This is a genomic window from Dactylosporangium sp. CS-047395 (genome assembly GCF_050942185.1).
Classification (GTDB): Bacteria; Actinomycetota; Actinomycetes; order Mycobacteriales; family Micromonosporaceae; genus Dactylosporangium.
Map to the genome: position 1 here is coordinate 2,033,320 of NZ_CP192015.1, position 22,409 is coordinate 2,055,728.

The following is a 22,409-nucleotide window of genomic DNA, read 5'->3' on the forward strand; positions in this document are numbered from 1 at the left end:
ATGTTCCGGGTGTGAAGCGGCGCATCGGCGCGGGCCTGGCCCTGTTCGCCGCCCTGACGACCGGGGTGGCCGGATGCGGCATGCTGCCCGGGCTCGACGGCTCCGGCACCGACGACGGCACCGGCGGCACGGACAAGGGCTCCGGCAAGGTCGTCCAGCTGCCCGAGAACACCGTCTACTCCCGCGGCGACGCCGTGAACCCCTCGGCCGGGGACACCACGGGCGCCCCGGTGCGCGGCCCGATCGCGTCGCTGTCGCCGTTCGCGTCCCGCACGGCCGCCACCGCCACCCCGAGCTACAGCCCGACCGAGTGCACCGGCGTCTACCGCCAGGGCGTGATCAACGGCGCCGACGTCGTCCCGGGCACCACCTCGGCCGAGGTCAGCTGGTGGAACATCGGCGACCCGACGCTGGTCGAGTACCAGATCACGGCCGTGTCGCAGGAGCTGTACCAGGGCGTGCCGCCCGCCTGGACCTGGCAGACGGTCGCCAAGGGCACCGGCTGCACCCGGGTCAGCACCACCGTCACCGGCCTGACCTCGGGCGTCCCGTACGTCTTCGTCGTGCACGCGCGGCTGCGCAAGTACGAGTCGCTGCCACCGATCGCCCCGGAGGTGGCGCGCAGCGACGCGACCGTCATGCTCTAGGGCATGGGTACCCACCGCGCACCGGAGCTCGCCGAGCCGTCCTTGATCACCTTCCACGACGGCGCCACCGGTGAGCACGTCACGCTGACCGCGACCGAACTCGGCGGCTGCGCGGCTCAGGTCGCCGGGCTGCTGCGTGAGGGGTGCGGGATCGCCGAGGGCGGCCGGGCCGCGGTCCTGCTGCCGCCGCACTGGATCACCGCCGCGGTGCTCCTGGGTGCCTGGTCGGCCGGCCTGCAGCTGTCGTTGCAGGGCTGGGCGACGGCGGGGCTCGAGGTGCGTGAGCCGGGCGCGGACACGCCCTACGACGTGCTGTTCGTCGCCGCGGAGCGGATCGATTCGTGGCTGGAGAACATCCCCGACGCCAAGCACCGGTTCTCGCTGTTCACCGAGGAGCCGCCGCCGGGGTACCGCGACCTGGAATCGGCCCTCGACGAGTACTCGCCGCACGTGCCCTCGCCGGCGCGCACGCGGGCCAGCGACGCGGTCACGCCGGACGGCACCAGCTTCGGCGCCTTCGGGGCGATCGCCGCCGAACTGGCCGACCGGATCGGGCTGCGGGCCGGCGACCGGCTGCTGGTCGACGCCGCGACGGAGGAGCAGCCGCTGAAGTGGCTGCTCGCGCCGCTGTCGGTGGGCGCGTCGGTGGTGCTCGCGGCCAACACGGACCCGGAGCGGTTCGAGGCCCTGGCGCGGGCCGAGGGGGTCACGCACCGGCTGGCTTAGACAACCTTCTGGTTGTTAAACCGCTGAGTTGTCGGTACCGTCGCAGGCATGGCGGTTGTCACCGACGAGCTCAGTCTCGTCTTCGCGGCCCTGGCCGACCCGACGCGGCGGGCCATCCTGGAGCGGCTCACGGCCGGTGAGGCCACGGTCCACCAGCTGGCCGAGCCCTTCGCGATGACCCAGCAGGCGATCTCGAAGCATCTGAAGGTGCTGGAGAACGCGCGGCTCATCTCGCGCACCCGCGCCGCCCAGGCGCGCCCGTGCGTCCTGGAGGGCGAGCGCCTGGCGGAGGCGGTCGACTGGATCGAGCGCAACCGGGCCCTGTGGGCGGACCGCCACGACCGGCTCGCGTCGTACCTGGAGGAGCTGTGATCTTCACGCGGGTCCACCGGGCCTCGCCGGAGCTGCTGTTCGACTGCATGACCACGCCCGCGCACCTCACCCACTTCTGGGGCCTGACCGGCACCACGACCCCGCTGGACGGCATCGTGGTCGAGCTCCGCCCAGGCGGCCGCTTCGAGACGACCATGGTGGGCGCGGACGGCTCGGCCTACACCATGCGCGCCGTCTACGCCGAGATCGACCGCCCGCACCGCCTGGTCTGGATCGAGGCCGAGAGCCGGATGCGCACCGAGGTCACGTTCGTGGACCTCGGCGACGGCCGGACCGAGGTCGTCACCCACCAGACGGACGTGCCCGAGGCCTACCGCACCGCCGAGGCCCGCGCGGGCTTCGCGACGAGCCTCGACCGCTTCGACACCTACCTCGCCACCCTGGAGTGACCATGCCGACTGTTGCTTCCGCCGACGGCACGACGATCGCCTACGAGGCGACCGGCTCGGGCCCCGCCGTCGTCCTCGTGGACGGCGCCTGCTGCTTCCGCGCCGGTGGCCCGATGCGCCCGCTGGCCGCTGTCCTGCAAGACCATTTCACGGTGTACTGCTACGACCGCCGCGGCCGCGGCGAGAGCACCGACACCCTGCCCTACGCACCGGCGCGCGAGGTCGAGGACCTGCTCGCGGTGATCGGCGCCGCGGGCGGCGAGGCGAGCGTCTACACGATGTCCTCGGGCGGGGCGATCGGCCTCGCCGCGGCGGCCGCGTCCGCCGCGGTCCGGGCCCTGGCGGTGTACGAGCCGCCCTTCGTCGGTCCCACGCCCGGCTACAGCGCGGAGCTGGTCGAGCTGCTCGCCGAGGGCCGCCGCGGCGATGCGGTGGCGCGGTTCCAGAAGCAGGTGGGGATGCCGCCGGGCGCGATCGCGGCGTTCCGGGCCTCGCCGGGGTTCGCGGTGCTGGAAGGGATCGCGCCGACGCTCGCCTACGACGACGCGGTGCTCCAGCCGGGCCACGTGCGGCCCGAGGTGGCGGCCGCGATCGAAGTGCCGACCACGATCATCGCCGGCGGCGCGAGCCCGGCGTTCCTGGTCGACGCGGCCCGCTCCACCGCCGGGGCGATCCCGGTCGCGCGCTTCGAGGTGCTGGAGGGCCAGACCCACGACGTGGACCCGGCCGTCCTGGCGCCGTTGCTGGTCAAGCTGCTGAGCTGAGCTCAGCGCGAGCCCGGTGGCAGGTCGGCCTCGATCCGCGCCGCCGCGGCCAGCAGGGGCGGGACCAGATCGCGGCGGACGGCGGCGGCGTCGCGGCGGCTGGCGGCGGTGGAGAGGTTCAGGGCGGCGACGACCCGGCCCGTGCGATCGTGGATCGGGGCCGCGACCGAGCGCAGGCCCTCCTCCAGCTCCTGGTCGACCAGGGCCCAGCCCTGATCCCGGGCCCGCTCGATCGCGGTGCGCAGGTCGGCCGGGGTCGCCACGGTGTGCGGGGTGAGCGGCTCGGGCTTCACCGCGGCCAGGTACGCGTCGAGGTCGGCCGGGGACAGCCCGGCGAGCAGGACGCGGCCCATCGACGTGGCGTACGCGGGGAAGCGGGTGCCGACCGAGATCATCACGGTCATGATGCGCGAGGTCGGGACCCGGGCCACGTAGACGATGTCGGTGCCGTCCAGGACCGAGACCGAGGACGACTCGTTGACCTCGGCGACCAGGGCCTCCAGGTGGGGTTCGGCGATCGCCGGGAGGGACAGGCCGGACAGGTAGGCGTAGCCGAGCTCGAGCACCCTCGGCGTGAGGGAGAACTGGCGGCCGTCGCTGCGGACGTAGCCGAGTTCGGTCAGGGTGAGCAGGAACCGGCGCGCGGCCGCGCGGGTCATGTCGGTGAGGGTGGCCACCTCGCTCAGCGTCAGCTCCGGGCGGGTGGCGTCGAACGCGCGGATGACGGCCAGCCCGCGCTCCAGCGACTGCACGAAGTCGGCACCGCGCGGGTCGCTCACGGAAGCTGGTCCAGCACGCTGCTCGCGACGGCGAAGGCGGCGTTGCCGGCCGGGGCGCCCGCGTAGACCGACGCGTGCAGCAGGACCTCGGCGATCTCCTCGCGGGTCACGCCGTTGCGCAGCGCGGCCTCGACGTGCATGGCCAGCTCGTCCTCGCAGCGCAGGGCGGCCAGCACGGCCAGCGTGACGCAGCTGCGGGTGCGCCGGTCCAGGCCCGGGCGGTCCCAGACGGCGCCCCAGGCCGCGGTCAGCACCCACTCCCGGAACGGCTCCGCGAACGGCGTCGGCGGCTGCTCGGCCCGCGGTCCCAGCACCTCCCGGCGAACCGCGGCCCCGCGGTCGGCAAGCGAGTCGGTCACCGCTTGGTCCCGAAGTCGTGCAGGGCGCGGTCCACGAGCAGGCCCGTCGCGGTCAGGTCGCCGGTGAGGCCGCTCCGGGAGAGATTCGCACGCATCACGTCAGGATGGACCACCAGCCGCTCCAGCGCCGAACGCAGCCACGCCGCCGCCGAGCCGGTCGAGACGAGCAGGTCGCGCAGCGGGCGCCACTCCGCGTGCCACGAGCCCGCCGCGCGCTCGTGCTCGTGGGCCATCGCGGCCAGCAGGTTGGCGACCAGGCCCGGCGCCGAGGCCGCGCAGCCCAGGGCGCACACCGCGGCGATCGGGTTGCGTTTGTGCGGCATGGCCGAGGAGCCGCCGGGGGAGGAGTCGGAGACCTCGTCGACCTCGTTCTGGGCCAGCAGGGTCAGGTCCCGGGCGACCTTCGCCACCGCGCCCGCGGCCGAGCCCAGGGCGCCCGCCAGGTCGGCGATGCGGGTGCGCTCGGTGTGCCAGGGCAGCGCCGGTTCGCGCAGGCCCAGTACCGTCGCCAGGCCTTCCACGAGATCGGGGCCGGCGTCGCCGAACGGGGCCAGGGTGCCCGCCGCGCCGCCGAACTGCACGGCCAGGCGCTCGGCCCGCACCTGGTCGAGGCGGCGCCGGGCCGCGTCCAGGCCGCCCAGCCAGCCGGCCGCCTTGAGGCCGAAGGTCGTCGGGACGGCCTGCTGCAGCAGGGTACGACCGATCATGGCCGTGTCGCGGTGCTCGCGGGCGAGGCGCGCGGTGAGGTCGGCGCACGCCCGCAGATCGCCCAGCAGGGGGCGCAGCGCCCGGGCGGCGACCAGCATGCCCGCCGTGTCGAGGATGTCCTGGCTCGTCGCGCCCCGATGGACCGCCTCGGCGTGGTCGGGCACGGCGCGGCGGAGGGCCTGCACCAGGGGTACCACCGGATTGCCGCTCTCCGCCGCGGCCCGGCCGAGCTCCGCGGCGTCGAAGGACTCGGGACGGGCGCAGGCGGCCCCGATCGCGTCGGCCGCGGCCTGGTCCAGCAGGCCGGTGAACGCCTGAGCCTCGGCCAGCGCCGCCTCGACCTGGAGCATCGCGGTCAGCCAGGCGTCGTCGGCGACCGCCGCGGCGACGGCGCCGCGGGCCAGCACCCCGCCGAACAGGCTCGAAGTGGGTCCCATGCGCTCCCTGCCTGTCTGTACGTGCAGCACGTAATGCTATCGACCCGCCACTGCCCACTCGGCCACCTTGCCGAACCTTGCGGCCCTGACCACGTCTGCGAACAATTGTGCGCTATACGAACACGGGGGTACGAACAAGGAGGTTCGGATGAGCTTGCTGGAAGAGCGGCCGCTCGGCGCCGGGACGCGGGACGTGATCGAGCCGGCGACCGGGGCCGTGCTGGGGACGGTCGGGCTGGCCGCGCCCGGCGACGTGGCGCGGGCCGCCCGGCAGGCGGCCGAGGCGCAGCGGGCCTGGGCCGCCGCCCCGTTCGAGGAGCGCGCCGGGGTGCTGCGCCGGGCCGGGGCGCTGTTCGAGTCGCGGGCCGAGGAGGTGCAGGAGTGGCTGGTCCGCGAGGCCGGCTCGATCCCGCCCAAGGCCGGCGTCGAGACCCACGTGGCCGCCCAGGAGTGCTACGAGGCGGCCGCCCTGGCCTCCCGGCCGCTCGGCGACATCCTGCCCAGCGCGCTGCCGCGGCTGAGCCTGGCCCGCCGCTCGCCGGTCGGGGTGGTCGGGGTGATCGCGCCGTTCAACTTCCCGCTGATCCTCGCCATCCGCGCGGTCGCGCCGGCGCTGGCGGTCGGCAACGCGGTGGTGCTCAAGCCGGACCCGCGCACCGCCGTCGGTGGCGGCTTCGCGATCGCGGCCCTGCTGCGGGAGGCCGGGCTGCCCGACGGCCTGCTGCACGTGCTGCCGGGCTTCGCCGACGTCGGTACCGCCCTGGTCGAGGAGCCGCTCGTGCGGGTGATCGCGTTCACCGGCTCGACCGCGGCCGGGCGCAAGGTCGCCGAGCTCGCCGGGCGCCACCTCAAGCGGGTGCACCTGGAGCTGGGCGGCAACTCGGCGCTCATCGTGCTGCCCGACGCCGACCTGGACCGCGCGGTCTCGGCCGGGGCGTGGGGCGCGTACCTGCACGCCGGGCAGATCTGCATGACGACCGGGCGGCACCTGGTGCACGAGTCGATCGCGGACGACTACGTCGAGCGCCTCGCCGCCCACGCCGAGGCCCTGCCCGTCGGCGACCCGCACACCGAACCGGTCGCGCTCGGGCCGCTGATCGACGAGGGGCAGCGGGACAAGGTGCACGCGCTGGTCACCGCGACCGTCGACGGCGGGGCGCGACTGGCCGCGGGCGGGCGGTACGACCGGCTGTTCTACCGCCCCACCGTGCTCGACGGCGTGGCGACGGGCGCGCCGGCGTACGCGAACGAGATCTTCGGCCCGGTGGCGCCGGTGGTCCGCTTCGCGACCGAGGACGAGGCGGTCGCCCTGGCCGCCGACTCCGAGCTGGGGCTGTCGCTGGGCATCCTCACCGGCGACGCGATGCGCGGGCTGGCGCTGGCCGAGCGGATCCCGACCGGGATCGTGCACATCAACGACCAGACGGTCAACGACGAGGCGGTGGCCCCGTTCGGCGGGGTCCGCGACTCCGGCACGGGGGCGCGCGCCGGCGGTTCGGGCAATGTGGACGCATTCACGGATCTGCGCTGGATCACCATGCGCGGGTCGATTCCGGAGTACCCGTTCTGAAACGACCCCGGCGCCGGCCCCGACGGTGGGGCCGGCGCCCGGGGAAGTGCGGCTAGAGGAAGTCGGTGAATCCCGGTCGGAAACGGTCATCGGGCTTGCCGAATGCCGTGAACGCGAGACCGCCGCGCGGCTCCACACCCGGCAGGTGTTCGATCATGCGATCGTGTTCAATCACACACGCCAATGCTTGGCTCAGGTCTGACTCAAGCTGGTGGACCGCCTCTTCGAGGTCCTCCTCCCGCCTTGACCAGTCGATGTCTGCCTCGCGCAGTTGCTGACCGGCCAGCTTCGCGACGGTCTCCGGATCGGTGACCGCAACCTCCAGGCGGCAGTAGATCTGCATGATGAGCGGTTCCGTGTGCCCCATTGCAGAAGAGTTGCACACGGGGCAAGCGGCACCATAGAAAGTGCAGATGAATTTACAACTTGGCAATGATGGGTGGGGCTGATGGTCGCGTTCATCCGTAACGTGTCGTTCGATGCCGCAGATGCATATGCACTTGCGCAGTTCTGGAGCGGCGTCGTCGGGCATCCGGTGCACCCGGAGTGCGCGCCCGGCGACGAGGAGGTCGTCATCGAACAGCCGGGCGGGCCGCGGCTGTTCTTCCAGACCGTGCCCGAGGCCAAGACGGTGAAGAACCGGGTGCACGTCTGCCTGGCGCCCGGCGACCGCACCCGCGACGAGGAGGTCGCGCGCCTGCTCGGGCTGGGCGCGACCATGGTCGCCGACCACCGCGCCGGCCCCGACGCCGGCTGGGCGGTGCTGGGCGACCCGGAGGGAAACGAGTTCTGCGTAACCCGTGGCTCCGCGTGAAGGCGTGACCCGTGGCGATGGGTGAGGGCTTCGTGATGATCCGGTGGAGACGGCCGCTGGAGCCGCCTTCGCGGGGCAGCATCGGCCCGTGCCCTCGACCTTGCCGACGCACCCGCTCGCCGTCCTGCCGCTGAAGCTGTGGCGCCCCCGCTGGTTCGACGGGGTCGCCCTGGCCACCGGGGCGTGCGCACCCGACTTCGCGTACGCCCTGGACGGCCCCGGCATCCGCATCCCCAGCCACACCATCCCGGCCCTGCTGTGGTGGAGCCTGCCGACCGCGCTCGTGGTGGCCCAGCTGTGCCGCTGGGGCGCCCCGGCGGTGGCCGCGCACCTGCCACCGTGGTTCGCCCTGCGCGACTTCGGCGTGCTCGGGCCGGCCCGGCACCGGTGGTGGATCACCGCGTCCTCGGCCCTGCTGGGCGCGGTCAGCCATCTGCTGTGGGACCTGGTCACCCATCCCGGCCCGGTCGCCGCCTGGTGGCCGATCCGGGAGGCCAGCGACACCGCGGCCGTCTTCCTGCTGCCGGTTTTCATCGTGTACGTCGGGCAGCGCCGCAAGCTCCGCCAGTGGCACGGTCCGCCGCCGGAGGTGCCGGTGCGCCCGGCCCGGTTCTGGAGCGTGACGGCCGCCGCGCTGGCCGCCGGTCTCCTGCTCACCTGGGTGCTCGACGACCGGCAGTACTACGTCGGGCACCTGCACGTGTTCTTCGTCCGGCTCATGGTCGCCGGGTCGCTGGCGCTGCTGGCGGGGGCATTGGCCGTACAGTCGCAGCGTGTTGCAGACCGAGCGCCTCTTGCTGCGGCCGTTCCGCGCCGCTGACGCCCCCGTGCTGTCGGCCTATCGATCCGATCCCGAGGTGGCCCGCTACCAGGGCTGGGACGCGCCCTATCCGCTCGCGTCCGCGCTCGGGTTCGTGGCCGGGCTGGACGGGCGCGATCCGCGGGCGGAGGGCTGGTTCCAGTGGGCCGTCGAACTGCGCGACGCCGGCACGATGATCGGCGACGTGGGCGTGAACCGGCACGACGAGGGGCGCCAGGCCGAGATCGGCTTCACGCTCGACCGGGCCCACCAGGGGCGCGGGTACGCCGCCGAGGCCGTCGGGCGGATGGTGCACCACCTGCTCGCCGAGGAGGGCCTGCACCGGGTGCACGCCTCGGTCGACGCGCGCAACGGGCGCTCGGCCCGGCTGCTGGAGCGGCTGGGCTTCCGGCGCGAGGGCCTGGAGCTGCAGAGCCAATGGTGGAAGGGCGAGTGGACCGACGACCTGCGCTACGCGGTGCTGGCCAGCGAGTGGTCCTCGGCCTTCGCCACCGACTGATCGGACCGGGTCGTCACCCGGGCCAGCAGGTTCAGCGTCGCCGTCCAGACCAGGCAGGCGCCGAGCATGTGCAGGATGACGACGTACCAGGGCAGGCCGGTGAAGTACTGCACGAACCCGATCGCACCCTGCGCCAGCTCGGCGCCGACCAGGATCGCCGCGGCCCGGGTGACCCGCAGCGGCGCCCCGAGCGCGCGCAGGCCGAACCACATGGCCACGGACAGCCCGACGAGCACCATGACGGCGTCGGTGTGCAGCTGTGACACGGACTCCGGGTCGAAGCCGGTGCGGGCGGCCTTGGTGTCGCCCGAGTGCGGGCCGCTGCCGGTGACGATCGTGCCCAGGACCAGGACGATCGCCGAGATCACGGTGGTCAGGACGCCGGCGGCGCGCATGGCCCGCGGCGCCGTCCAGCGCGGTGGCTCCTCGCGGGTGCGGTCGTACAGCACGAACGCCAGCGCGATGAGCACCATCGAAAGCAGGAAGTGCGCCATGACCGTCCACGGGTTGAGCGCCATGCGCACCGTGATGCCGCCGAGCACGGCCTGCGCGGCCACGCCCAGGAGCACCCCGATCCCCGCCGGCAGCGCCCGCGGCAGCCGGCGCCGCTGCCGCCAGGCGGCCACCAGGGCCAGGATCGCGCAGATGCTGACCACGCTGGTCAGCGTGCGGTTGCCGAACTCGATGAGCCCGTGGTGGCCCATCTCGGCCGTGGTCACGTAGGAGTCGTCGGTGCACCGCGGCCAGGTCGGGCAGCCGAGCCCGGAGCCGGTCAGGCGCACGAGGCCGCCCGTGCCCACGATGACGATGTTGGCCACGAGCGACGCGAGGGCCGCCCTGCGCAGCGTCGCCGGCCGGTCCAGCCACTCCAAAACCCAGCTCACGCGGGCGATACTACGCCAGGCTACATATCGGACCGCACGCGGCGTTGCGGCAATACGCGTTGACACGGTGCGGGCACCCATCGACGCTGGAGGTCGAGGTGTCCAGCGCGCAGGAGGCGGCATGACCGCGAGGGGTAGCTCGAGCAGGACCTACTATCCGATGCGCCGCGGCGTGGCCGTGACCTCGGACTATCTGTCGGTGCACGGCGAGCAGTACGACCTGCGGGAGCTGGCCGACGTGCGGCGCTCGGGCTCGTGGGAGCTCTGGGGCACCTACCGCGGCGAGGTCGTGCCGTTATGGGCCTCGCGCGACGAGACGGAGTTCGGCCAGGTGTGCCGCGCCCTGCAGCGGGCGCTGGAGGCGCACCGGGACGAGGTGAAGTACTGAATTCCTGGTTTGGTTAGGGTTACCTTCCGTGCGGTGGATCACCCGGGCGGTGGTTTGCTCGCGCACCGTGAATTACGTAACGTTGGTGTTGTGAAAAACGGCGAAGCACCAGTGCGGGTGGACGCCGCGCTGGACGTGCGGACCCGTGACCGCGTCATTGACCTGCTGCTGCAGGAGGGTTCCGCCACCGCGACCGAACTCGGGCTCGCCCTCGGGCTGAGCCCCGCCGGCGTGCGCCGCCACCTCGACGCCATGCAGGCCGAGGGCCTCGTCGAGGGCCGGGAGCGCACGGAGCGTGGTCCCCGCGGGCGCGGCCGTCCGGCGCGCGTGTTCACGCTGACCGCCGCGGCGCGCGAGACGCTGCCGCACACCTACGACGGGCTCGCCTCCGCCGCGCTGCGCTGGATCGCCGAGCACGGCGGCCCGGCCGAGGTCGCCGCGTTCGCCGCCGCCCAGGTCGAGGGGCTCGAGGAGCGCTGCAAGTCGGCGATGGCCGAGGCGGGCGAGGATCCGCTGGCCCGGGCCGAGGCCCTCGCCCGCGCCCTGACCGCGGAGGGTTACGCTGCCGGCGCGACGACGATCGCCACCGGCGGGCAGCTGTGTCAGCACCACTGCCCGGTGGCCCACGTCGCCGCCGAATTCTCCCAGCTGTGCGAGGCCGAGACCCAGGTGATCTCGCGGCTCGTCGGCACGCACGTCCAGCGGCTCGCCACCATCGCCAACGGCGATGGCGTCTGCACCACCCACATACCGGCCCCGGTCCAACCCGGAGCCCGTCCCGATAGGCAAAGGATCGTGAGATGACGACTGCCGATCAGCTGGCCGGTCTCGGCCGGTACGAGTACGGCTGGGCCGACTCGGACACCGCGGGTGCCTCGGCGCGCCGCGGTCTCAACGAGGACGTCGTGCGCGACATCTCGGCGAAGAAATCCGAGCCCCAGTGGATGCTGGACCTGCGGCTGAAGGGCCTGCGGCTGTTCGACCGCAAGCCGATGCCGTCGTGGGGCGCCGACCTGTCGCACATCGACTTCGACAACATCAAGTACTTCGTCCGCTCCACCGAGAAGCAGGCGGCCAGCTGGGACGAGCTGCCCGAGGACATCAAGAACACGTACGACAAGCTGGGCATCCCCGAGGCCGAGAAGCAGCGGCTGATCGCGGGCGTGGCCGCGCAGTACGAGTCCGAGGTCGTCTACCACAAGATCCGCGAGGACCTCGAGGAGCAGGGCGTCGTCTTCCTCGACACCGACACGGCGCTCAAGGAGCACGAGGAGCTCTTCAAGGAGTACTTCGGCACCGTGATCCCGGTCGGCGACAACAAGTTCGCCGCGCTCAACACCTCGGTCTGGTCCGGCGGCAGCTTCATCTACGTGCCGAAGGGCGTGCACGTGGAGATCCCGCTGCAGGCGTACTTCCGGATCAACACCGAGAACATGGGCCAGTTCGAGCGGACCCTGATCATCGTCGACGAGGGCGCCTACGTGCACTACGTCGAGGGCTGCACCGCGCCGATCTACTCGTCGGACTCGCTGCACTCCGCGGTCGTCGAGATCGTGGTGAAGAAGAACGCCCGCTGCCGGTACACCACCATCCAGAACTGGTCGACCAACGTCTACAACCTGGTCACCAAGCGGGCGGTCTGCTCCGAGGGCGCCACCATGGAGTGGATCGACGGCAACCTCGGCTCCAAGGTCACCATGAAGTACCCGGCCGTCTACATGACCGGCGAGCACGCCAAGGGCGAGGTCCTCAGCGTCGCCATGGCCGGCGAGGGCCAGCACCAGGACGCGGGCGCCAAGATGGTGCACGCCGCGCCGCACACCTCCTCGACCATCGTGTCGAAGTCGATCGCGCGGGCCGGCGGGCGCACCTCGTACCGCGGCCTCGTGCAGGTGCTGGAGGGCTCGCACCACTCGAAGTCCACGGTCAAGTGCGACGCCCTGCTCGTCGACACGATCTCCCGCTCGGACACGTACCCCTACGTCGACATCCGCGAGGACGACGTCTCCATGGGGCACGAGGCGACCGTCTCGAAGATCAGCGACGACCAGCTCTTCTACCTCATGTCGCGCGGCCTCACCGAGGACGAGGCCATGGCGATGATCGTGCGCGGCTTCATCGAGCCGATCGCCAAGGAACTGCCCATGGAGTACGCGTTGGAGCTCAACCGGCTCATCGAGCTGCAGATGGAGGGCGCGGTCGGATGAGCGCTCCCTCCCTGGTCCCCCCGAAGACGCGCGCCCAGCAGGTCCGCTCCTTCGACGTCGCCGACTTCCCGGCCCTCACCGGCCGGGAGGAGGAGTGGCGCTTCACCCCGCTCAAGCGTCTTCGTGGGCTTGAATCCTTCCTCGGTGAGGGCGCTCCTGCTCCCAAGGTCGACCCGGGTCATCTCCCGGACGGCGTCACCGTGGCCACCATCGACCGCACCGACCCGCGAGTCGGTTCTGCGCTGACGCCGTTCGATCGCATCAGCGCGCTCGCTGCCGGGTCGGCCGCGGACGCGCTGCTGATCGCGGTGGCTCCCGATGCGGTTCTGTCAGACGCCGCGGTTGTACGGCTTGTCGGTTCGAACACGGATATCTCGTTCGGGCACACCGTGGTCGAGGTGGGCCGGTTCGCCGAGGCCGTCGTGGTGCTCGAGCAGACCGGCTCGGTCACGCTGGCCGACAACGTCGAGGTGCTCGTGGCCGACGGGGCCAAGCTCACGCTGGTCACCGTCACCGACTGGGCGCCCGACGCGGTGCAGGCGCAGCACGTGCGCTTCCGGATCGGCCGCGACGCCAAGGTCACGCACGTGCAGGTCACCCTCGGCGGCGACCTGGTCCGGCAGTACACCAGCGTCGACTACGCCGGCCGCGGCGGGGAGATCGACGCGTACGGCCTGTACTTCGCCGACGCCGGCCAGCACCTCGAGCACCGGCTCCTCGTCGACCACTCGGTGCCGGACTGCCGCAGCTACGTCGCCTACCGCGGCGCGCTGCAGGGCGCCGACGCGCACACGGTGTGGGTCGGCGACGTGCTGATCCGGGCGGAGGCGACGGGCACGGACACGTACGAGATCAATCGCAATCTCGTGCTGACCGACGGCGCCCGGGCCGACTCCGTGCCGAACCTGGAGATCGAGACCGGCGAGGTGGCGGGGGCCGGGCACGCCAGCGCCACCGGCCGCTTCGACGACGAGCAGCTGTTCTACCTGATGTCCCGGGGCATCCCGGACGAGCAGGCCCGCAAGCTGGTCGTGCGCGGCTTCTTCCACGAGCTGCTGGCCAAGATCCCGGTCGAGGACCTGCGCGACCGGCTCGGCGACGCGATCGACGGGCGGCTGGAAGAGGCCGGCACGTGAGCGGCTCGCAGCGGAGCGAAGAGGCCGCTCACCAGCTAGCACAGCATCCGGATCACGCTGGTTCCGAGCGAAGCGAGGCTGCAGCGTGATCAAGGTCTGTTCGGCCGCCGAGGTGGCCAAGGGCGAGGTCGTCCAGGTCACGGTCGAGGGGACCGAGATCGCGCTCGTGCACGCCGACGACGACAACTTCTACGCCGCCTACGACGAGTGCTCGCACGCGGCGGTCGCGCTCAGCGAGGGCGAGGTCGAGGGCTGCACCCTGGAGTGCTGGCTGCACGGCTCGCGCTTCGACCTGCGTACCGGCGCCCCGAGCGGGCTGCCCGCCACCGAGCCGGTGCCGGTCTACCCGGTCGAGGTCCGCGACGGCGACGTCTACATCGATCTGAACCCGAGCAACGGAGTCATGAAGTGAGCGAGCTTTCGATCAGCAACCTGCAGGTCTCGGTCAAGCTGCCCGACGGTGAGCTCAAGCCGATCCTCGCGGGCGTCGACCTGACCGTCCGGGCGGGGGAGACCCACGCCATCATGGGGCCGAACGGCTCCGGCAAGTCCACCCTGGCGTACTCCATCGCCGGCCACCCCCGCTACGAGGTCACCGGCGGCTCGGTGACCCTCGACGGGCAGGACGTGCTGGCCATGACCGTCGACGAGCGGGCGCGGGCCGGGCTGTTCCTGGCGATGCAGTACCCGGTCGAGGTCCCCGGCGTGTCCGTGGCCAACTTCCTGCGCACGGCCAAGACGGCCATCGACGGCGAGGCGCCGAAGCTGCGCACCTGGGCCGGCGAGCTGCGCGGGGCCATGGAGAAGCTGCAGATGGACCCGGCGTTCGCCCAGCGCAACGTCAACGAGGGCTTCTCCGGCGGCGAGAAGAAGCGCCACGAGATCATGCAGCTGGAGCTGCTCAAGCCGAAGATCGCGGTGCTCGACGAGACGGACTCCGGCCTGGACATCGACGCCCTGCGGATCGTGAGCGAGGGCGTGAACCGGGTTCGCGAGCAGGGCGACACCGGCCTGCTGCTCATCACGCACTACACCCGCATTCTCCGGTACATCAAGCCGGACCACGTGCACGTCTTCGTCGGCGGCAAGATCGTCGAGGAGGGCGGCCCGGAGCTGGCCGAGCAGCTGGAGTCCAGCGGCTACGAGCGCTACCTCGCCGGCGCCGGACCGGCTTCTCTGTAAGGGGTTTCCGATGACCGCCCTCGACGTTGAGTCGCTCCGCAAGGACTTCCCGATCCTCGACCGGACCATCAACGGCAAGCCGCTGGTGTACCTCGACTCGGGCAACACCGCGCAGAAACCGCGCCAGGTGATCGATGCCGTGCGCGAGCACTACGAGCGGCACAACGCGAACGTGGCCCGGTCGGTGCACACGCTGGGCACCGAGTCGACGGAGGCCTACGAGGGGGCGCGCGAGCGGATCGCGGCCTTCGTCGGGGCCCCGTCGCCGACCGAGATCGTCTTCACCAAGAACTCGACCGAGGCGATCAACCTGGTCGCGCACGCGTTCACGGCGACGTCGGACGACCCGCGCTTCCGCCTCGGCCCCGGCGACGAGATCGTCGTGACCGAGATGGAGCACCACTCCAACATCGTGCCGTGGCAGCTGCTCGCCCAGCGCACCGGCGCGACGCTGCGCTGGTTCGGGATGACCGACGAGGGCCGGCTGGACCTGTCGAACATCGACGAGCTCATCAACGAGCGCACCAAGCTCGTCTCGGTCGTGCACTACTCGAACATCCTGGGCACCATCAACCCGGTCGAGCTGCTCATCGCCAAGGCCCACGCGGCCGGCGCGCTGGTGCTGCTCGACGGCTCCCAGTCGGTGCCGCACGTGCCGGTCGACGTGGCCGCGCTCGGCGCCGACTTCGTGGCCTTCACCGGCCACAAGATGCTCGGCCCGACCGGCATCGGGGCGCTGTGGGGCCGCTACGAGCTGCTCGACGCGATGCCCCCGTTCCTCGGCGGCGGCTCGATGATCGAGACGGTGTCGATGACCGGCACCACGTTCATGCCGCCGCCGGCCCGCTTCGAGGCCGGCACCCCGCCGATCGTGCAGGCCGTCGGGCTCGGCGCGGCCGTGGACTACCTGACCGCGGCCGGCATGGACAACGTCGTCGCCCACGAGAAGGCGCTCGTCGCGCACGCCCTGGACGCGCTGGGCTCGTTGCCGTACGTGCGGATCATCGGCCCTTCGGATTTGGTCGATCGGGGCGCGACGATCTCGTTCACGGTCGACGGCGTGCACCCGCACGACGTGGGGCAGATCCTCGACGACGACGGCGTGCAGGTCCGCGTCGGCCACCACTGCGCCCGGCCGACGTGCGTGCGCTTCGGCGTTCCGGCCACCACCCGCGCCTCGTTCTACCTGTACACGACCACGGAAGAGATCGACGCGCTGGTCCGCGGGATCGAGCGGGTCCGGAAGGTCTTCGCCTGATGCAGATCGACCAGCTGTACCAGGAGATCATCCTGGACCACTACAAGCACCCGCACGGCCGCGGCCTGCGCGACCCGTTCGACGCCGAGGCGCACCACGTCAACCCGACGTGCGGCGACGAGGTGACCCTGCGCGTCCAGCTCAAGGCGGGCAGCGTCGCCGACGTGTCGTACGAGGGCATGGGCTGCTCGATCAGCCAGGCCTCCGCCAGCGTCCTCTACGACCTGCTCAAGGGGGCCACGGTCGCCGACTCCCTGCGTCGCCACGAGGCCTTCGCCGAGCTCATGGCCGGCCGCGGCCAGGTCGAGCCGGACGAGGAGATCCTGGAGGACGCCGTGGCCTTCGCGGGCGTCGCCAAATACCCGGCGCGCGTGAAGTGCGCGCTGCTGCCCTGGATGGCCTTCAAGGACGCCCTCGCCCGGGCGTCCGCTGCCCCCGTTGTTGAGGAGTCCCCATGACCGCGGCCCTGCCCGACATCGAAGAGGCGATGAAGGACGTCGTCGACCCCGAACTGGGGATCAACGTCGTCGACCTCGGCCTCGTCTACGGCATCCACGTCGACGAGGAGAACGTCGCCACCCTGGACATGACGCTGACCTCGGCGGCCTGCCCCCTGACCGACGTCATCGAGGACCAGGCGCGCACGGCCCTGTGCACCGGCCCGGGCGGCGGCCTGGTCTCGGACATCCGCATCAACTGGGTCTGGCTCCCGCCGTGGGGGCCCGACAAGATCACGGATGAAGGTCGCGACCAGCTCCGCGCCCTCGGGTTCAACGTCTGAGCTGAGGCCACGAAAACGCCCCGCCGCCGTTCTCCGGCGAGCGGGGCGTTTGCTGTGCGTCAGGCGAGTTCGACGAGTTCCAGGAGGTCGTCGCTCCAGGTGTCCTCGACGCCGTCGGGGAGGAGGATGGCGCGGTCGGGCTTGAGGGCCTGGACGGCGCCCGGGTCGTGGGTGACGAGGACGATGGCGCCGGGGTAGCGGGCGATGGCGTCCAGGACCTGTTCGCGGCTCACCGGGTCGAGGTTGTTCGTGGGCTCGTCGAGGAGCAGGACGTTCGCGCCGGAGCAGACCAAGGTGGCGAGGGCGAGGCGGGTTTTTTCGCCGCCGGACAGTACACCCGCGGGCTTGTCCACGTCGTCGCCGGTGAACAGGAACGCGCCGAGGATCTTGCGCAGTTCGGTGTCGTTCTGGTCGGGGGCGGCCGAGCGCATGATCTCCAGGATCGTGCGGTGGACTTCCAGTTGTTCGTGTTCCTGGGCGTAGTAGCCGCGCTGGAGGCCGTGGCCCGGGCTGACCTCGCCGGTGTCGGGGTCGAGCTCGCCGGCCAGCATGCGCAGGAGGGTGGTCTTGCCGGCGCCGTTGAGGCCCAGGATGGCCACGCGGGAGCCGCGGTCGACCGCCACGTTGACGTCCATGAAGATTTCCAGCGAGCCGTACGACTTGGACAGGCCGCGCGCCGTCAGCGGGGTCTTGCCGCAGGGCTTGGGCTCGGGGAAGCGGACCTTCGCGACGCGGTCGGCCACGCGGACCTCTTCGAGGCCGTCCAGCATGCGTTCGGCGCGGCGGGCCATGTTCTGGGCGGCCACCGTCTTGGTGGCCTTGGCGCGCATCTTGTCGGCCTGGGCCATCAGGGCGCCGGCCTTCTTCTCGGCGTTGGCGCGCTCGCGGCGGCGGCGCTTCTCGTCGGTCTCGCGTTGCTGCTGGTACAGCTTCCAGCCCACGTTGTAGAAGTCGATCGTCGAGCGGTTGGCGTCGAGGTACCACACCTTGTTGACGATCGCGTCCAGCAGGTCGACGTCGTGGGAGATGACCACGAGGCCGCCCTTGTGGCTGGACAGGAAGCCGCGCAGCCAGGTGATGCTGTCCGCGTCCAGGTGGTTGGTGGGCTCGTCGAGCAGCAGGATGCCGCCGCCGGTGGCGCTCGCGTCGCGGAACAGGATGCGGGCCAGCTCGATGCGGCGCCGCTGACCGCCGGACATGGTGCCGATAGTCTGGCTCAGGACCCGGTCCGGCAGGCCGAGGTTGGCACAGATCCGCGCGGCCTCGGCCTCGGCCGCGTAGCCGCCCAGGCCGGCGAACTGGTCTTCGAGCTGGCCGTACCGGCGGATCAGTCGTTCGTCGTCACCGAGTTTGGCCTCCAGGGCCTTCATCTCGGCGTAGATGGTGTCCAGGCCGCGCGCGGAGAGGACGCGGTCGCGGGCGGTGACCTCGAGATCGCCCGTGCGGGGGTCCTGCGGCAGGTAGCCGACCGGGCCGCGCTGGTCCACCTGGCCGGCGTGCGGGGTGCCTTCACCCGCGAGCACCTTGAGGGTGGTGGTCTTGCCGGCGCCGTTGCGGCCCACGAGGCCGATGCGGTCGCCGGGCTGGACGCGCAGGTTGATGTCGCTGAGCAGGATTCGCGCACCCGCGCGCAGCTCAAGGCCGGTGGCCGTGATCACAGCGAAGACTCACTTTCGGGCAGAAGAAACAGAACAGACTCCGGGTGTCGTACTGGAGTCACTCCCTCTGCGTGATCACGCCGATAGTCTACCGTGCGACCCCGGTAGCCCCGCCACACGATTACGTCACAAGATCATCGGGTACGTGCCGCCTAGCAGACGCCGGTCGATTCCAACCCCCCGAGGTGTGCCATGGAGTTCAACGACGACGCCGATCTCGATACCAGCCAGGTCAACGACCTGCGCGGGTCGGGCGGAGGCGGTGGAGGCGGCGGCGGCATCGGCGGGATTCCGATCCCGATCGGCGGCGGCCGCGGCGGCATCATCGTGACGGTCATCATCCTGGCCGTGGTCCTTTGCGGCGGCGGGGGCCTGTTCGGCAGCGGCCTGCTCGGCGGGGGCGGCGGCGACAACAAGCCCGACAACGCGAACATCGACAAGTCGTGCGACAAGTCGAACCCGGACCGCTTCAAGAACGCCGACTGCCGCAACGTGCTGTACATCAACTCCGTCCAGGCGTACTGGAAGACGGAGATGCCGGCCGCGTTCGGCAAGGACTACACCCCGGCCAAGACCAACTTCTTCAGCAACCAGGTCAACACCGGCTGCGGGGCGGCCGACTCCGGCGTCGGGCCGTTCTACTGCCCGGCCGACAGCCAGGTGTACATCGACCTGACCTTCTACAACGAGCTCAACAGCCGCTTCGGCGCGTCGGGCGAGTTTGCGGCGCCGTACGTGCTGGCCCACGAGTACGGCCACCACATCCAGAACCTGCTCGGCACCAACGCCAAGGCCGAGCAGGGCGCGCAGCAGGGCGCCAACTCCGCCTCCGTGCGGCTGGAGCTGCAGGCCGACTGCTACGCCGGCACCTGGGCCAACCACGCCACCGAGACGAAGGACCCGCAGGGCGACGCGCTGTTCAAGTCGATCACCCAGCAGGACATCGACGAGGCCGTGCAGACCGCCGAGGCGATCGGTGACGACACGATCCAGAAGAAGGCGGGCCAGCGGGTCAACCCCGACGGCTTCACCCACGGCACGTCGGCCCAGCGCAAGAAGTGGTTCACCCAGGGGTACAACACGGGCGACCCGCGGCAGTGCGACACCTTCGCGACCAACAACCTGTGACGACCCCGCTCCTCGAGCGATTGCAGCGCGTCTTCGGCGCGGCCGCCGACCCCGGCAAGGCCGCGCCGATGCGCGCTTACATGCGTGACCGCTTCGCGTTCCTCGGCATCACCAGCGTGCCGCGCCGTTCACTCACCCGTGAGGTGTTGCGCGACAGTCCCCATCCGACCGAGGCCGACCTCGCGGCGACGGCGCGGGCGTGCTGGGCGCTGCCGGAGCGGGAGTACCAGTACTTCGCCTGCGACTACCTCATCAAGCACGCCCGGATGCTCACGCCGGCCTCGATGCCGCTGCTGCACGAGCTGATCACCACCAAGTCGTGGTGGGACACGGTCGACGCGCTGGCGTCCAATGTGGTCGGTCCGATCGTCCGCGCGTTCCCGGCCGAGCGGTCCACCATGGACGCGTGGACCGCGCCCGGAACGGATCTTTGGCTGGTGCGCACGGCGATCCTGCATCAGCTGAAGTACCGCGACCAGACCGATCGCCACCGGCTGTTCGACTACTGCGAGGCGTGGGCCGGGGAGCGGGACTTCTTCATTCGCAAGGGGATCGGGTGGGCGCTGCGGGAGTACGCCAAGACGGACCCGGCCGGGGTGCGCTCCTTTGTGGACACCCACCCCGGCCTGTCGCCGCTCTCCGTGCGTGAAGCCCTCAAGAACCTAGGGTGACGTTTTTCCGAGGTCGTCAGGCGCTCGCGAACCTGGGATGACGTTTTTTCCGGGGTCGCCAGGTGCTTACGAACCGGGGATGACGAGCATTACGGCGAGCACGGCTATGACGGCGCTGGAGCTCAGGGCCGTCCACAGTCGACCGCGGGCGCCGGTGAGCAGGCGGCCGAGCAGTGAACCGCTCGCGGCCAGGAACAGCTGCCAGCTCGCGGAGGCCACGAAGGCCGCCGCCACCCAGAGCGCCTGCAGCCCGGTGGACAGGCCGTCGTCCGCCTGCCGCCCGAGGACGAGCGATCCGAAGTAGACGATCGTCGCCGGGTTGAGCAGGGTCAGCGCGAGCAGGCTCAGAAACGCCCCGCCCGGCCGCGCCATCCGCCCGTCGGCCTTCCGCGCGGTGGCCGCTTCGCCGCGGTGCGTGAGTGCGTCGCGGGCGATTTTCAGGGCCAGCGCCAGCAGTACCGCGAACGCCACCCACCGCAGCCACCCGGAAATCGGCGCGATGACTCCCGCGAGCGCCGCCCCGCCGAGCACCGCGACGACCGCGTAGAGCCCGTCCGCGGTGGCGACCCCGAGCGCGGCGGCCGCGCCGACCTTCCAGGAGTGCCGCGAGGCCAGGGTGACGATGAGCGCGCCGATGGCCCCGACCGGGATCGCGACGGCGTACCCGGCGAGGAGGCCGCCGCCGACCGCCCCGCCGATCCCGGCGCTCACGACCGCTGCTTGCGGCTCGCCTCCGTCGGGGTGCCGGCCTGCTGTCGCTTCGACCCCTCGCCGGCGGCGACAGGTACGACGAGCGGCAACATCCGGGATCGACTCATGCGGGCGATGATGCCGTCCCTGGTCCGCCGCCTGCCAGTGATTTACGCCCCCGGCTCGTTCGGCGCCTTCCGTTTCGGCCTTTGCTCGCTGCCGCCCGCGTCGGCTGGGTGCTTGCTGTCTCCCGTGTTGGCCGGTGCTTGTTGCCGTCCGCGTCGGCCGGTGCTTGCTGCTGTCCACGTCGGCCAGCATGGGACCGGGCGGGCGCGGCGGGCGGGGTTTTCGGTGGGTGGCAGGCTCAGCCGAGCTGGTACTCGCCGCCGCACGATTCGGCCAGTGTGGGGCCGAACAGGGCGGCCGGGGTCCAGGCGCCGGGCTTTCCCTCGGACGCCAGCAGGCGGCGGACCACCTCGGCGGGGACGGTCGCGGTCCAGGTCTGGGCGTCGCCGACCCGTAGCCAGCCCTCCCGTGAGGTGCCGTCGGGCCAGTCGATGACGGCGTGGCCCCAGGAGTGCTCGCGGGGCTTGGGGTGGGGCTTGGTGCGTACCGACGCCAAACGACGGCGGGCCAGAGCACGCAGCGGTCCGATGTTCAGCAACGTGGTCGCCACCGGGAACAGTGCGCGGGCGGTGGGGGAGGACGGGGCCTCGCTCGACGCGGCGAGGACGTCGGCGGCTCCGCTGGCGCGCTGGGCGGCCATCAGTTCGCCGAGCGGCATGCCCGCCGTGGTCACCGCCGATCCGTCCGGGAGCACGAGGCGCATCGGGTCGCCGCCGAGGGGTGCGGGGGCGAGGCGGCCGGCGTGGTAGCGGCGGCTCTGGAAGCGGCTTCCGCCCGGTACACCCGGGATGCCCTCGACGATCGTGCCGGCCAGCGCGTCGCCGACCAGTCCGGCCTCGCTCGCCAGCGACGGGACCATGTCGACCCGGACGCGGTGCGGGGTGGGGCGGCCCTCGCACAGCTTGACCACGACGCTCTCGGTGGCGGTCACGCCGAAGCCGGCCCCGGTGACGGCGGTGCGCCCGGCGGCGGTCAGTTCCGCGTCGCGGCCGAGCAGTGCGCCGACCGCCGCCAGGTCGTTGGCGAGGTCGAGGTAGTGGCTCGACGGCAGGCACGCGGCCAGGATCGGTGCGGCGGTCTCGAGAAACGGGCCGATGGTGTTGACGACCACGGCCGGCCGGTCGCGGCGGATGGCGGTGGCGGTTTCGGCGACCGAGCCGGCCACGACGGTGCGCAGTCCGCCGGCCGCTGCCTTCAGCCGCTCGGCGTCCCGTCCGACGAGCACCGGCTCGATGCCCCGCTGCCGGAGCGCGGTCGCGATGGCGCGGCCGCTGCGGCCGGTACCGCCGAGAACCCAAACCTCAGTCATGGCACAGCTCCGCCCTGGGAGTGGCGGCCGCCTCTCGTGACGACACGCCGTGTCATGACCATAGCGCCGATGACACGACATGTCAT

At 71.8% G+C, this 22,409-nt stretch carries 28 protein-coding genes; 20 read left to right on the forward strand and 8 right to left on the reverse strand.

Annotated features, from left to right (window positions below; translation table 11 throughout):
- Window positions 1–11 precede the first annotated feature (11 nt).
- From ACQP00_RS09385 to ACQP00_RS09405, 5 genes are read left to right on the forward strand one after another with little or no spacing between them, the layout of a single operon-like run.
- On the forward strand, window positions 12–647 hold the full coding sequence (locus ACQP00_RS09385) for a hypothetical protein (protein WP_433217284.1): 636 nt from the start codon (window positions 12–14) through the stop codon (window positions 645–647).
- Between the two features lie 3 nt (window positions 648–650).
- Window positions 651–1,373, forward strand: a complete 723-nt coding sequence (locus tag ACQP00_RS09390) for a TIGR03089 family protein (protein ID WP_433217287.1) — start codon at window positions 651–653, stop codon at window positions 1,371–1,373.
- A gap of 48 nt (window positions 1,374–1,421) precedes the next feature.
- Window positions 1,422–1,745, forward strand: a complete 324-nt coding sequence (locus tag ACQP00_RS09395; RefSeq protein ID WP_433217290.1) for an ArsR/SmtB family transcription factor — start codon at window positions 1,422–1,424, stop codon at window positions 1,743–1,745.
- Window positions 1,742–2,155 carry an SRPBCC family protein gene (locus ACQP00_RS09400; RefSeq protein WP_433217293.1) on the forward strand — a complete coding sequence of 138 codons (414 nt, stop codon included), beginning with the start codon at window positions 1,742–1,744 and terminating at the stop codon, window positions 2,153–2,155. The genes ACQP00_RS09395 and ACQP00_RS09400 overlap by 4 nt, the downstream gene beginning before the upstream one ends.
- A gap of 2 nt (window positions 2,156–2,157) precedes the next feature.
- Complete coding sequence (locus ACQP00_RS09405; RefSeq protein WP_433217296.1) at window positions 2,158–2,919, forward strand: alpha/beta fold hydrolase; 762 nt, start codon at window positions 2,158–2,160, stop codon at window positions 2,917–2,919.
- A 2-nt stretch (window positions 2,920–2,921) separates the two neighbouring features.
- Here ACQP00_RS09405 and ACQP00_RS09410 read toward each other — a convergent pair whose 3' ends face one another.
- Genes ACQP00_RS09410 through pcaB form a run of 3 tightly spaced genes read right to left on the reverse strand, consistent with a single transcriptional unit; the run spans window position 2,922 to window position 5,202 of the window.
- Complete coding sequence (locus ACQP00_RS09410) at window positions 2,922–3,698, reverse strand: IclR family transcriptional regulator domain-containing protein (RefSeq protein WP_433217298.1); 777 nt, start codon at window positions 3,696–3,698, stop codon at window positions 2,922–2,924.
- Window positions 3,695–4,057, reverse strand: coding sequence for a carboxymuconolactone decarboxylase family protein (locus tag ACQP00_RS09415; protein ID WP_433217301.1), 363 nt, complete (start codon window positions 4,055–4,057; stop codon window positions 3,695–3,697). Before ACQP00_RS09415 ends, ACQP00_RS09410 begins: the two co-directional genes overlap by 4 nt.
- The gene (gene pcaB, locus ACQP00_RS09420) at window positions 4,054–5,202 is read right to left on the reverse strand and encodes a 3-carboxy-cis,cis-muconate cycloisomerase (RefSeq protein ID WP_433217304.1); all 1,149 of its coding nucleotides are present in this window, start codon (window positions 5,200–5,202) and stop codon (window positions 4,054–4,056) included. Before pcaB ends, ACQP00_RS09415 begins: the two co-directional genes overlap by 4 nt.
- 148 nt (window positions 5,203–5,350) lie before the next feature.
- Here pcaB and ACQP00_RS09425 point away from each other — a divergent pair, with 148 nt between their 5' ends.
- The gene (locus ACQP00_RS09425) at window positions 5,351–6,772 is read left to right on the forward strand and encodes a benzaldehyde dehydrogenase (protein ID WP_433217307.1); all 1,422 of its coding nucleotides are present in this window, start codon (window positions 5,351–5,353) and stop codon (window positions 6,770–6,772) included.
- 52 nt (window positions 6,773–6,824) lie between these two features.
- On the opposite strand, the gene ACQP00_RS09430 is transcribed toward ACQP00_RS09425, so the two are convergent.
- Window positions 6,825–7,115: a hypothetical protein gene (locus tag ACQP00_RS09430; RefSeq protein ID WP_433217310.1), complete on the reverse strand. Its 291-nt coding sequence runs from the start codon at window positions 7,113–7,115 to the stop codon at window positions 6,825–6,827.
- Window positions 7,116–7,220: 105 nt separating this feature from the next.
- Here ACQP00_RS09430 and ACQP00_RS09435 point away from each other — a divergent pair, with 105 nt between their 5' ends.
- From ACQP00_RS09435 to ACQP00_RS09445, 3 genes are all read left to right on the forward strand, one after another.
- Window positions 7,221–7,586 carry a VOC family protein gene (locus tag ACQP00_RS09435; protein ID WP_433217313.1) on the forward strand — a complete coding sequence of 122 codons (366 nt, stop codon included), beginning with the start codon at window positions 7,221–7,223 and terminating at the stop codon, window positions 7,584–7,586.
- A gap of 88 nt (window positions 7,587–7,674) precedes the next feature.
- Window positions 7,675–8,406, forward strand: coding sequence for a DUF4184 family protein (locus ACQP00_RS09440; protein WP_433217315.1), 732 nt, complete (start codon window positions 7,675–7,677; stop codon window positions 8,404–8,406).
- On the forward strand, window positions 8,360–8,905 hold the full coding sequence (locus ACQP00_RS09445) for a GNAT family N-acetyltransferase (RefSeq protein WP_433217318.1): 546 nt from the start codon (window positions 8,360–8,362) through the stop codon (window positions 8,903–8,905). The genes ACQP00_RS09440 and ACQP00_RS09445 overlap by 47 nt, the downstream gene beginning before the upstream one ends.
- On the opposite strand, the gene ACQP00_RS09450 is transcribed toward ACQP00_RS09445, so the two are convergent.
- Window positions 8,857–9,789, reverse strand: a complete 933-nt coding sequence (locus ACQP00_RS09450; RefSeq protein WP_433217321.1) for a COX15/CtaA family protein — start codon at window positions 9,787–9,789, stop codon at window positions 8,857–8,859. The two genes, ACQP00_RS09445 and ACQP00_RS09450, sit on opposite strands and share 49 nt — an antisense overlap.
- A gap of 121 nt (window positions 9,790–9,910) precedes the next feature.
- On the opposite strand from ACQP00_RS09450, the gene ACQP00_RS09455 reads away from it, so the two are divergent.
- The 9 genes from ACQP00_RS09455 to ACQP00_RS09495 all read left to right on the forward strand — a co-directional run bounded on the left by ACQP00_RS09455 (window position 9,911) and on the right by ACQP00_RS09495 (window position 16,741).
- The gene (locus ACQP00_RS09455) at window positions 9,911–10,177 is read left to right on the forward strand and encodes a DUF6232 family protein (protein WP_433217324.1); all 267 of its coding nucleotides are present in this window, start codon (window positions 9,911–9,913) and stop codon (window positions 10,175–10,177) included.
- A 90-nt stretch (window positions 10,178–10,267) separates the two neighbouring features.
- Window positions 10,268–10,981 (forward strand): helix-turn-helix transcriptional regulator, encoded by a 714-nt coding sequence (locus ACQP00_RS09460; RefSeq protein WP_433217327.1) that lies wholly within the window; start codon window positions 10,268–10,270, stop codon window positions 10,979–10,981.
- Window positions 10,978–12,384: a Fe-S cluster assembly protein SufB gene (gene sufB, locus ACQP00_RS09465; protein WP_433217330.1), complete on the forward strand. Its 1,407-nt coding sequence runs from the start codon at window positions 10,978–10,980 to the stop codon at window positions 12,382–12,384. The genes ACQP00_RS09460 and sufB overlap by 4 nt, the downstream gene beginning before the upstream one ends.
- Window positions 12,381–13,520, forward strand: a complete 1,140-nt coding sequence (gene sufD / locus ACQP00_RS09470; protein ID WP_433217333.1) for a Fe-S cluster assembly protein SufD — start codon at window positions 12,381–12,383, stop codon at window positions 13,518–13,520. The genes sufB and sufD overlap by 4 nt, the downstream gene beginning before the upstream one ends.
- An 85-nt stretch (window positions 13,521–13,605) precedes the next feature.
- Complete coding sequence (locus tag ACQP00_RS09475; RefSeq protein WP_433217336.1) at window positions 13,606–13,932, forward strand: non-heme iron oxygenase ferredoxin subunit; 327 nt, start codon at window positions 13,606–13,608, stop codon at window positions 13,930–13,932.
- On the forward strand, window positions 13,929–14,702 hold the full coding sequence (sufC, locus tag ACQP00_RS09480; protein ID WP_433217339.1) for a Fe-S cluster assembly ATPase SufC: 774 nt from the start codon (window positions 13,929–13,931) through the stop codon (window positions 14,700–14,702). The genes ACQP00_RS09475 and sufC overlap by 4 nt, the downstream gene beginning before the upstream one ends.
- Before the next feature lie 10 nt (window positions 14,703–14,712).
- Window positions 14,713–15,960 (forward strand): cysteine desulfurase, encoded by a 1,248-nt coding sequence (locus ACQP00_RS09485; RefSeq protein WP_433217342.1) that lies wholly within the window; start codon window positions 14,713–14,715, stop codon window positions 15,958–15,960.
- Entirely contained in the window at window positions 15,960–16,418 is a 459-nt protein-coding gene (sufU, locus tag ACQP00_RS09490; protein WP_433057982.1) for a Fe-S cluster assembly sulfur transfer protein SufU, read from the forward strand. The genes ACQP00_RS09485 and sufU overlap by 1 nt, the downstream gene beginning before the upstream one ends.
- On the forward strand, window positions 16,415–16,741 hold the full coding sequence (locus ACQP00_RS09495; RefSeq protein ID WP_433217345.1) for a metal-sulfur cluster assembly factor: 327 nt from the start codon (window positions 16,415–16,417) through the stop codon (window positions 16,739–16,741). Before sufU ends, ACQP00_RS09495 begins: the two co-directional genes overlap by 4 nt.
- Before the next feature lie 59 nt (window positions 16,742–16,800).
- Here ACQP00_RS09495 and ACQP00_RS09500 read toward each other — a convergent pair whose 3' ends face one another.
- Window positions 16,801–18,399 carry an ABC-F family ATP-binding cassette domain-containing protein gene (locus ACQP00_RS09500; protein ID WP_433217348.1) on the reverse strand — a complete coding sequence of 533 codons (1,599 nt, stop codon included), beginning with the start codon at window positions 18,397–18,399 and terminating at the stop codon, window positions 16,801–16,803.
- Window positions 18,400–18,591: 192 nt separating this feature from the next.
- Here ACQP00_RS09500 and ypfJ point away from each other — a divergent pair, with 192 nt between their 5' ends.
- Both ypfJ and ACQP00_RS09510 read left to right on the forward strand, forming a co-directional pair.
- A complete protein-coding gene (ypfJ, locus tag ACQP00_RS09505; RefSeq protein ID WP_433217351.1) occupies window positions 18,592–19,527 on the forward strand; it encodes a KPN_02809 family neutral zinc metallopeptidase in 936 nt (311 codons plus the stop codon).
- On the forward strand, window positions 19,524–20,198 hold the full coding sequence (locus ACQP00_RS09510; RefSeq protein WP_433217354.1) for a DNA alkylation repair protein: 675 nt from the start codon (window positions 19,524–19,526) through the stop codon (window positions 20,196–20,198). Before ypfJ ends, ACQP00_RS09510 begins: the two co-directional genes overlap by 4 nt.
- Window positions 20,199–20,264: 66 nt before the next feature.
- Here the strand turns inward: ACQP00_RS09510 and ACQP00_RS09515 are convergent, their stop codons facing one another.
- Together ACQP00_RS09515 and ACQP00_RS09520 are read right to left on the reverse strand one after the other, a co-directional pair.
- Entirely contained in the window at window positions 20,265–20,909 is a 645-nt protein-coding gene (locus ACQP00_RS09515; RefSeq protein WP_433217357.1) for a LysE family transporter, read from the reverse strand.
- Window positions 20,910–21,252: 343 nt separating this feature from the next.
- A complete protein-coding gene (locus tag ACQP00_RS09520) occupies window positions 21,253–22,323 on the reverse strand; it encodes a hypothetical protein (protein ID WP_433217360.1) in 1,071 nt (356 codons plus the stop codon).
- Window positions 22,324–22,409 lie beyond the last annotated feature (86 nt).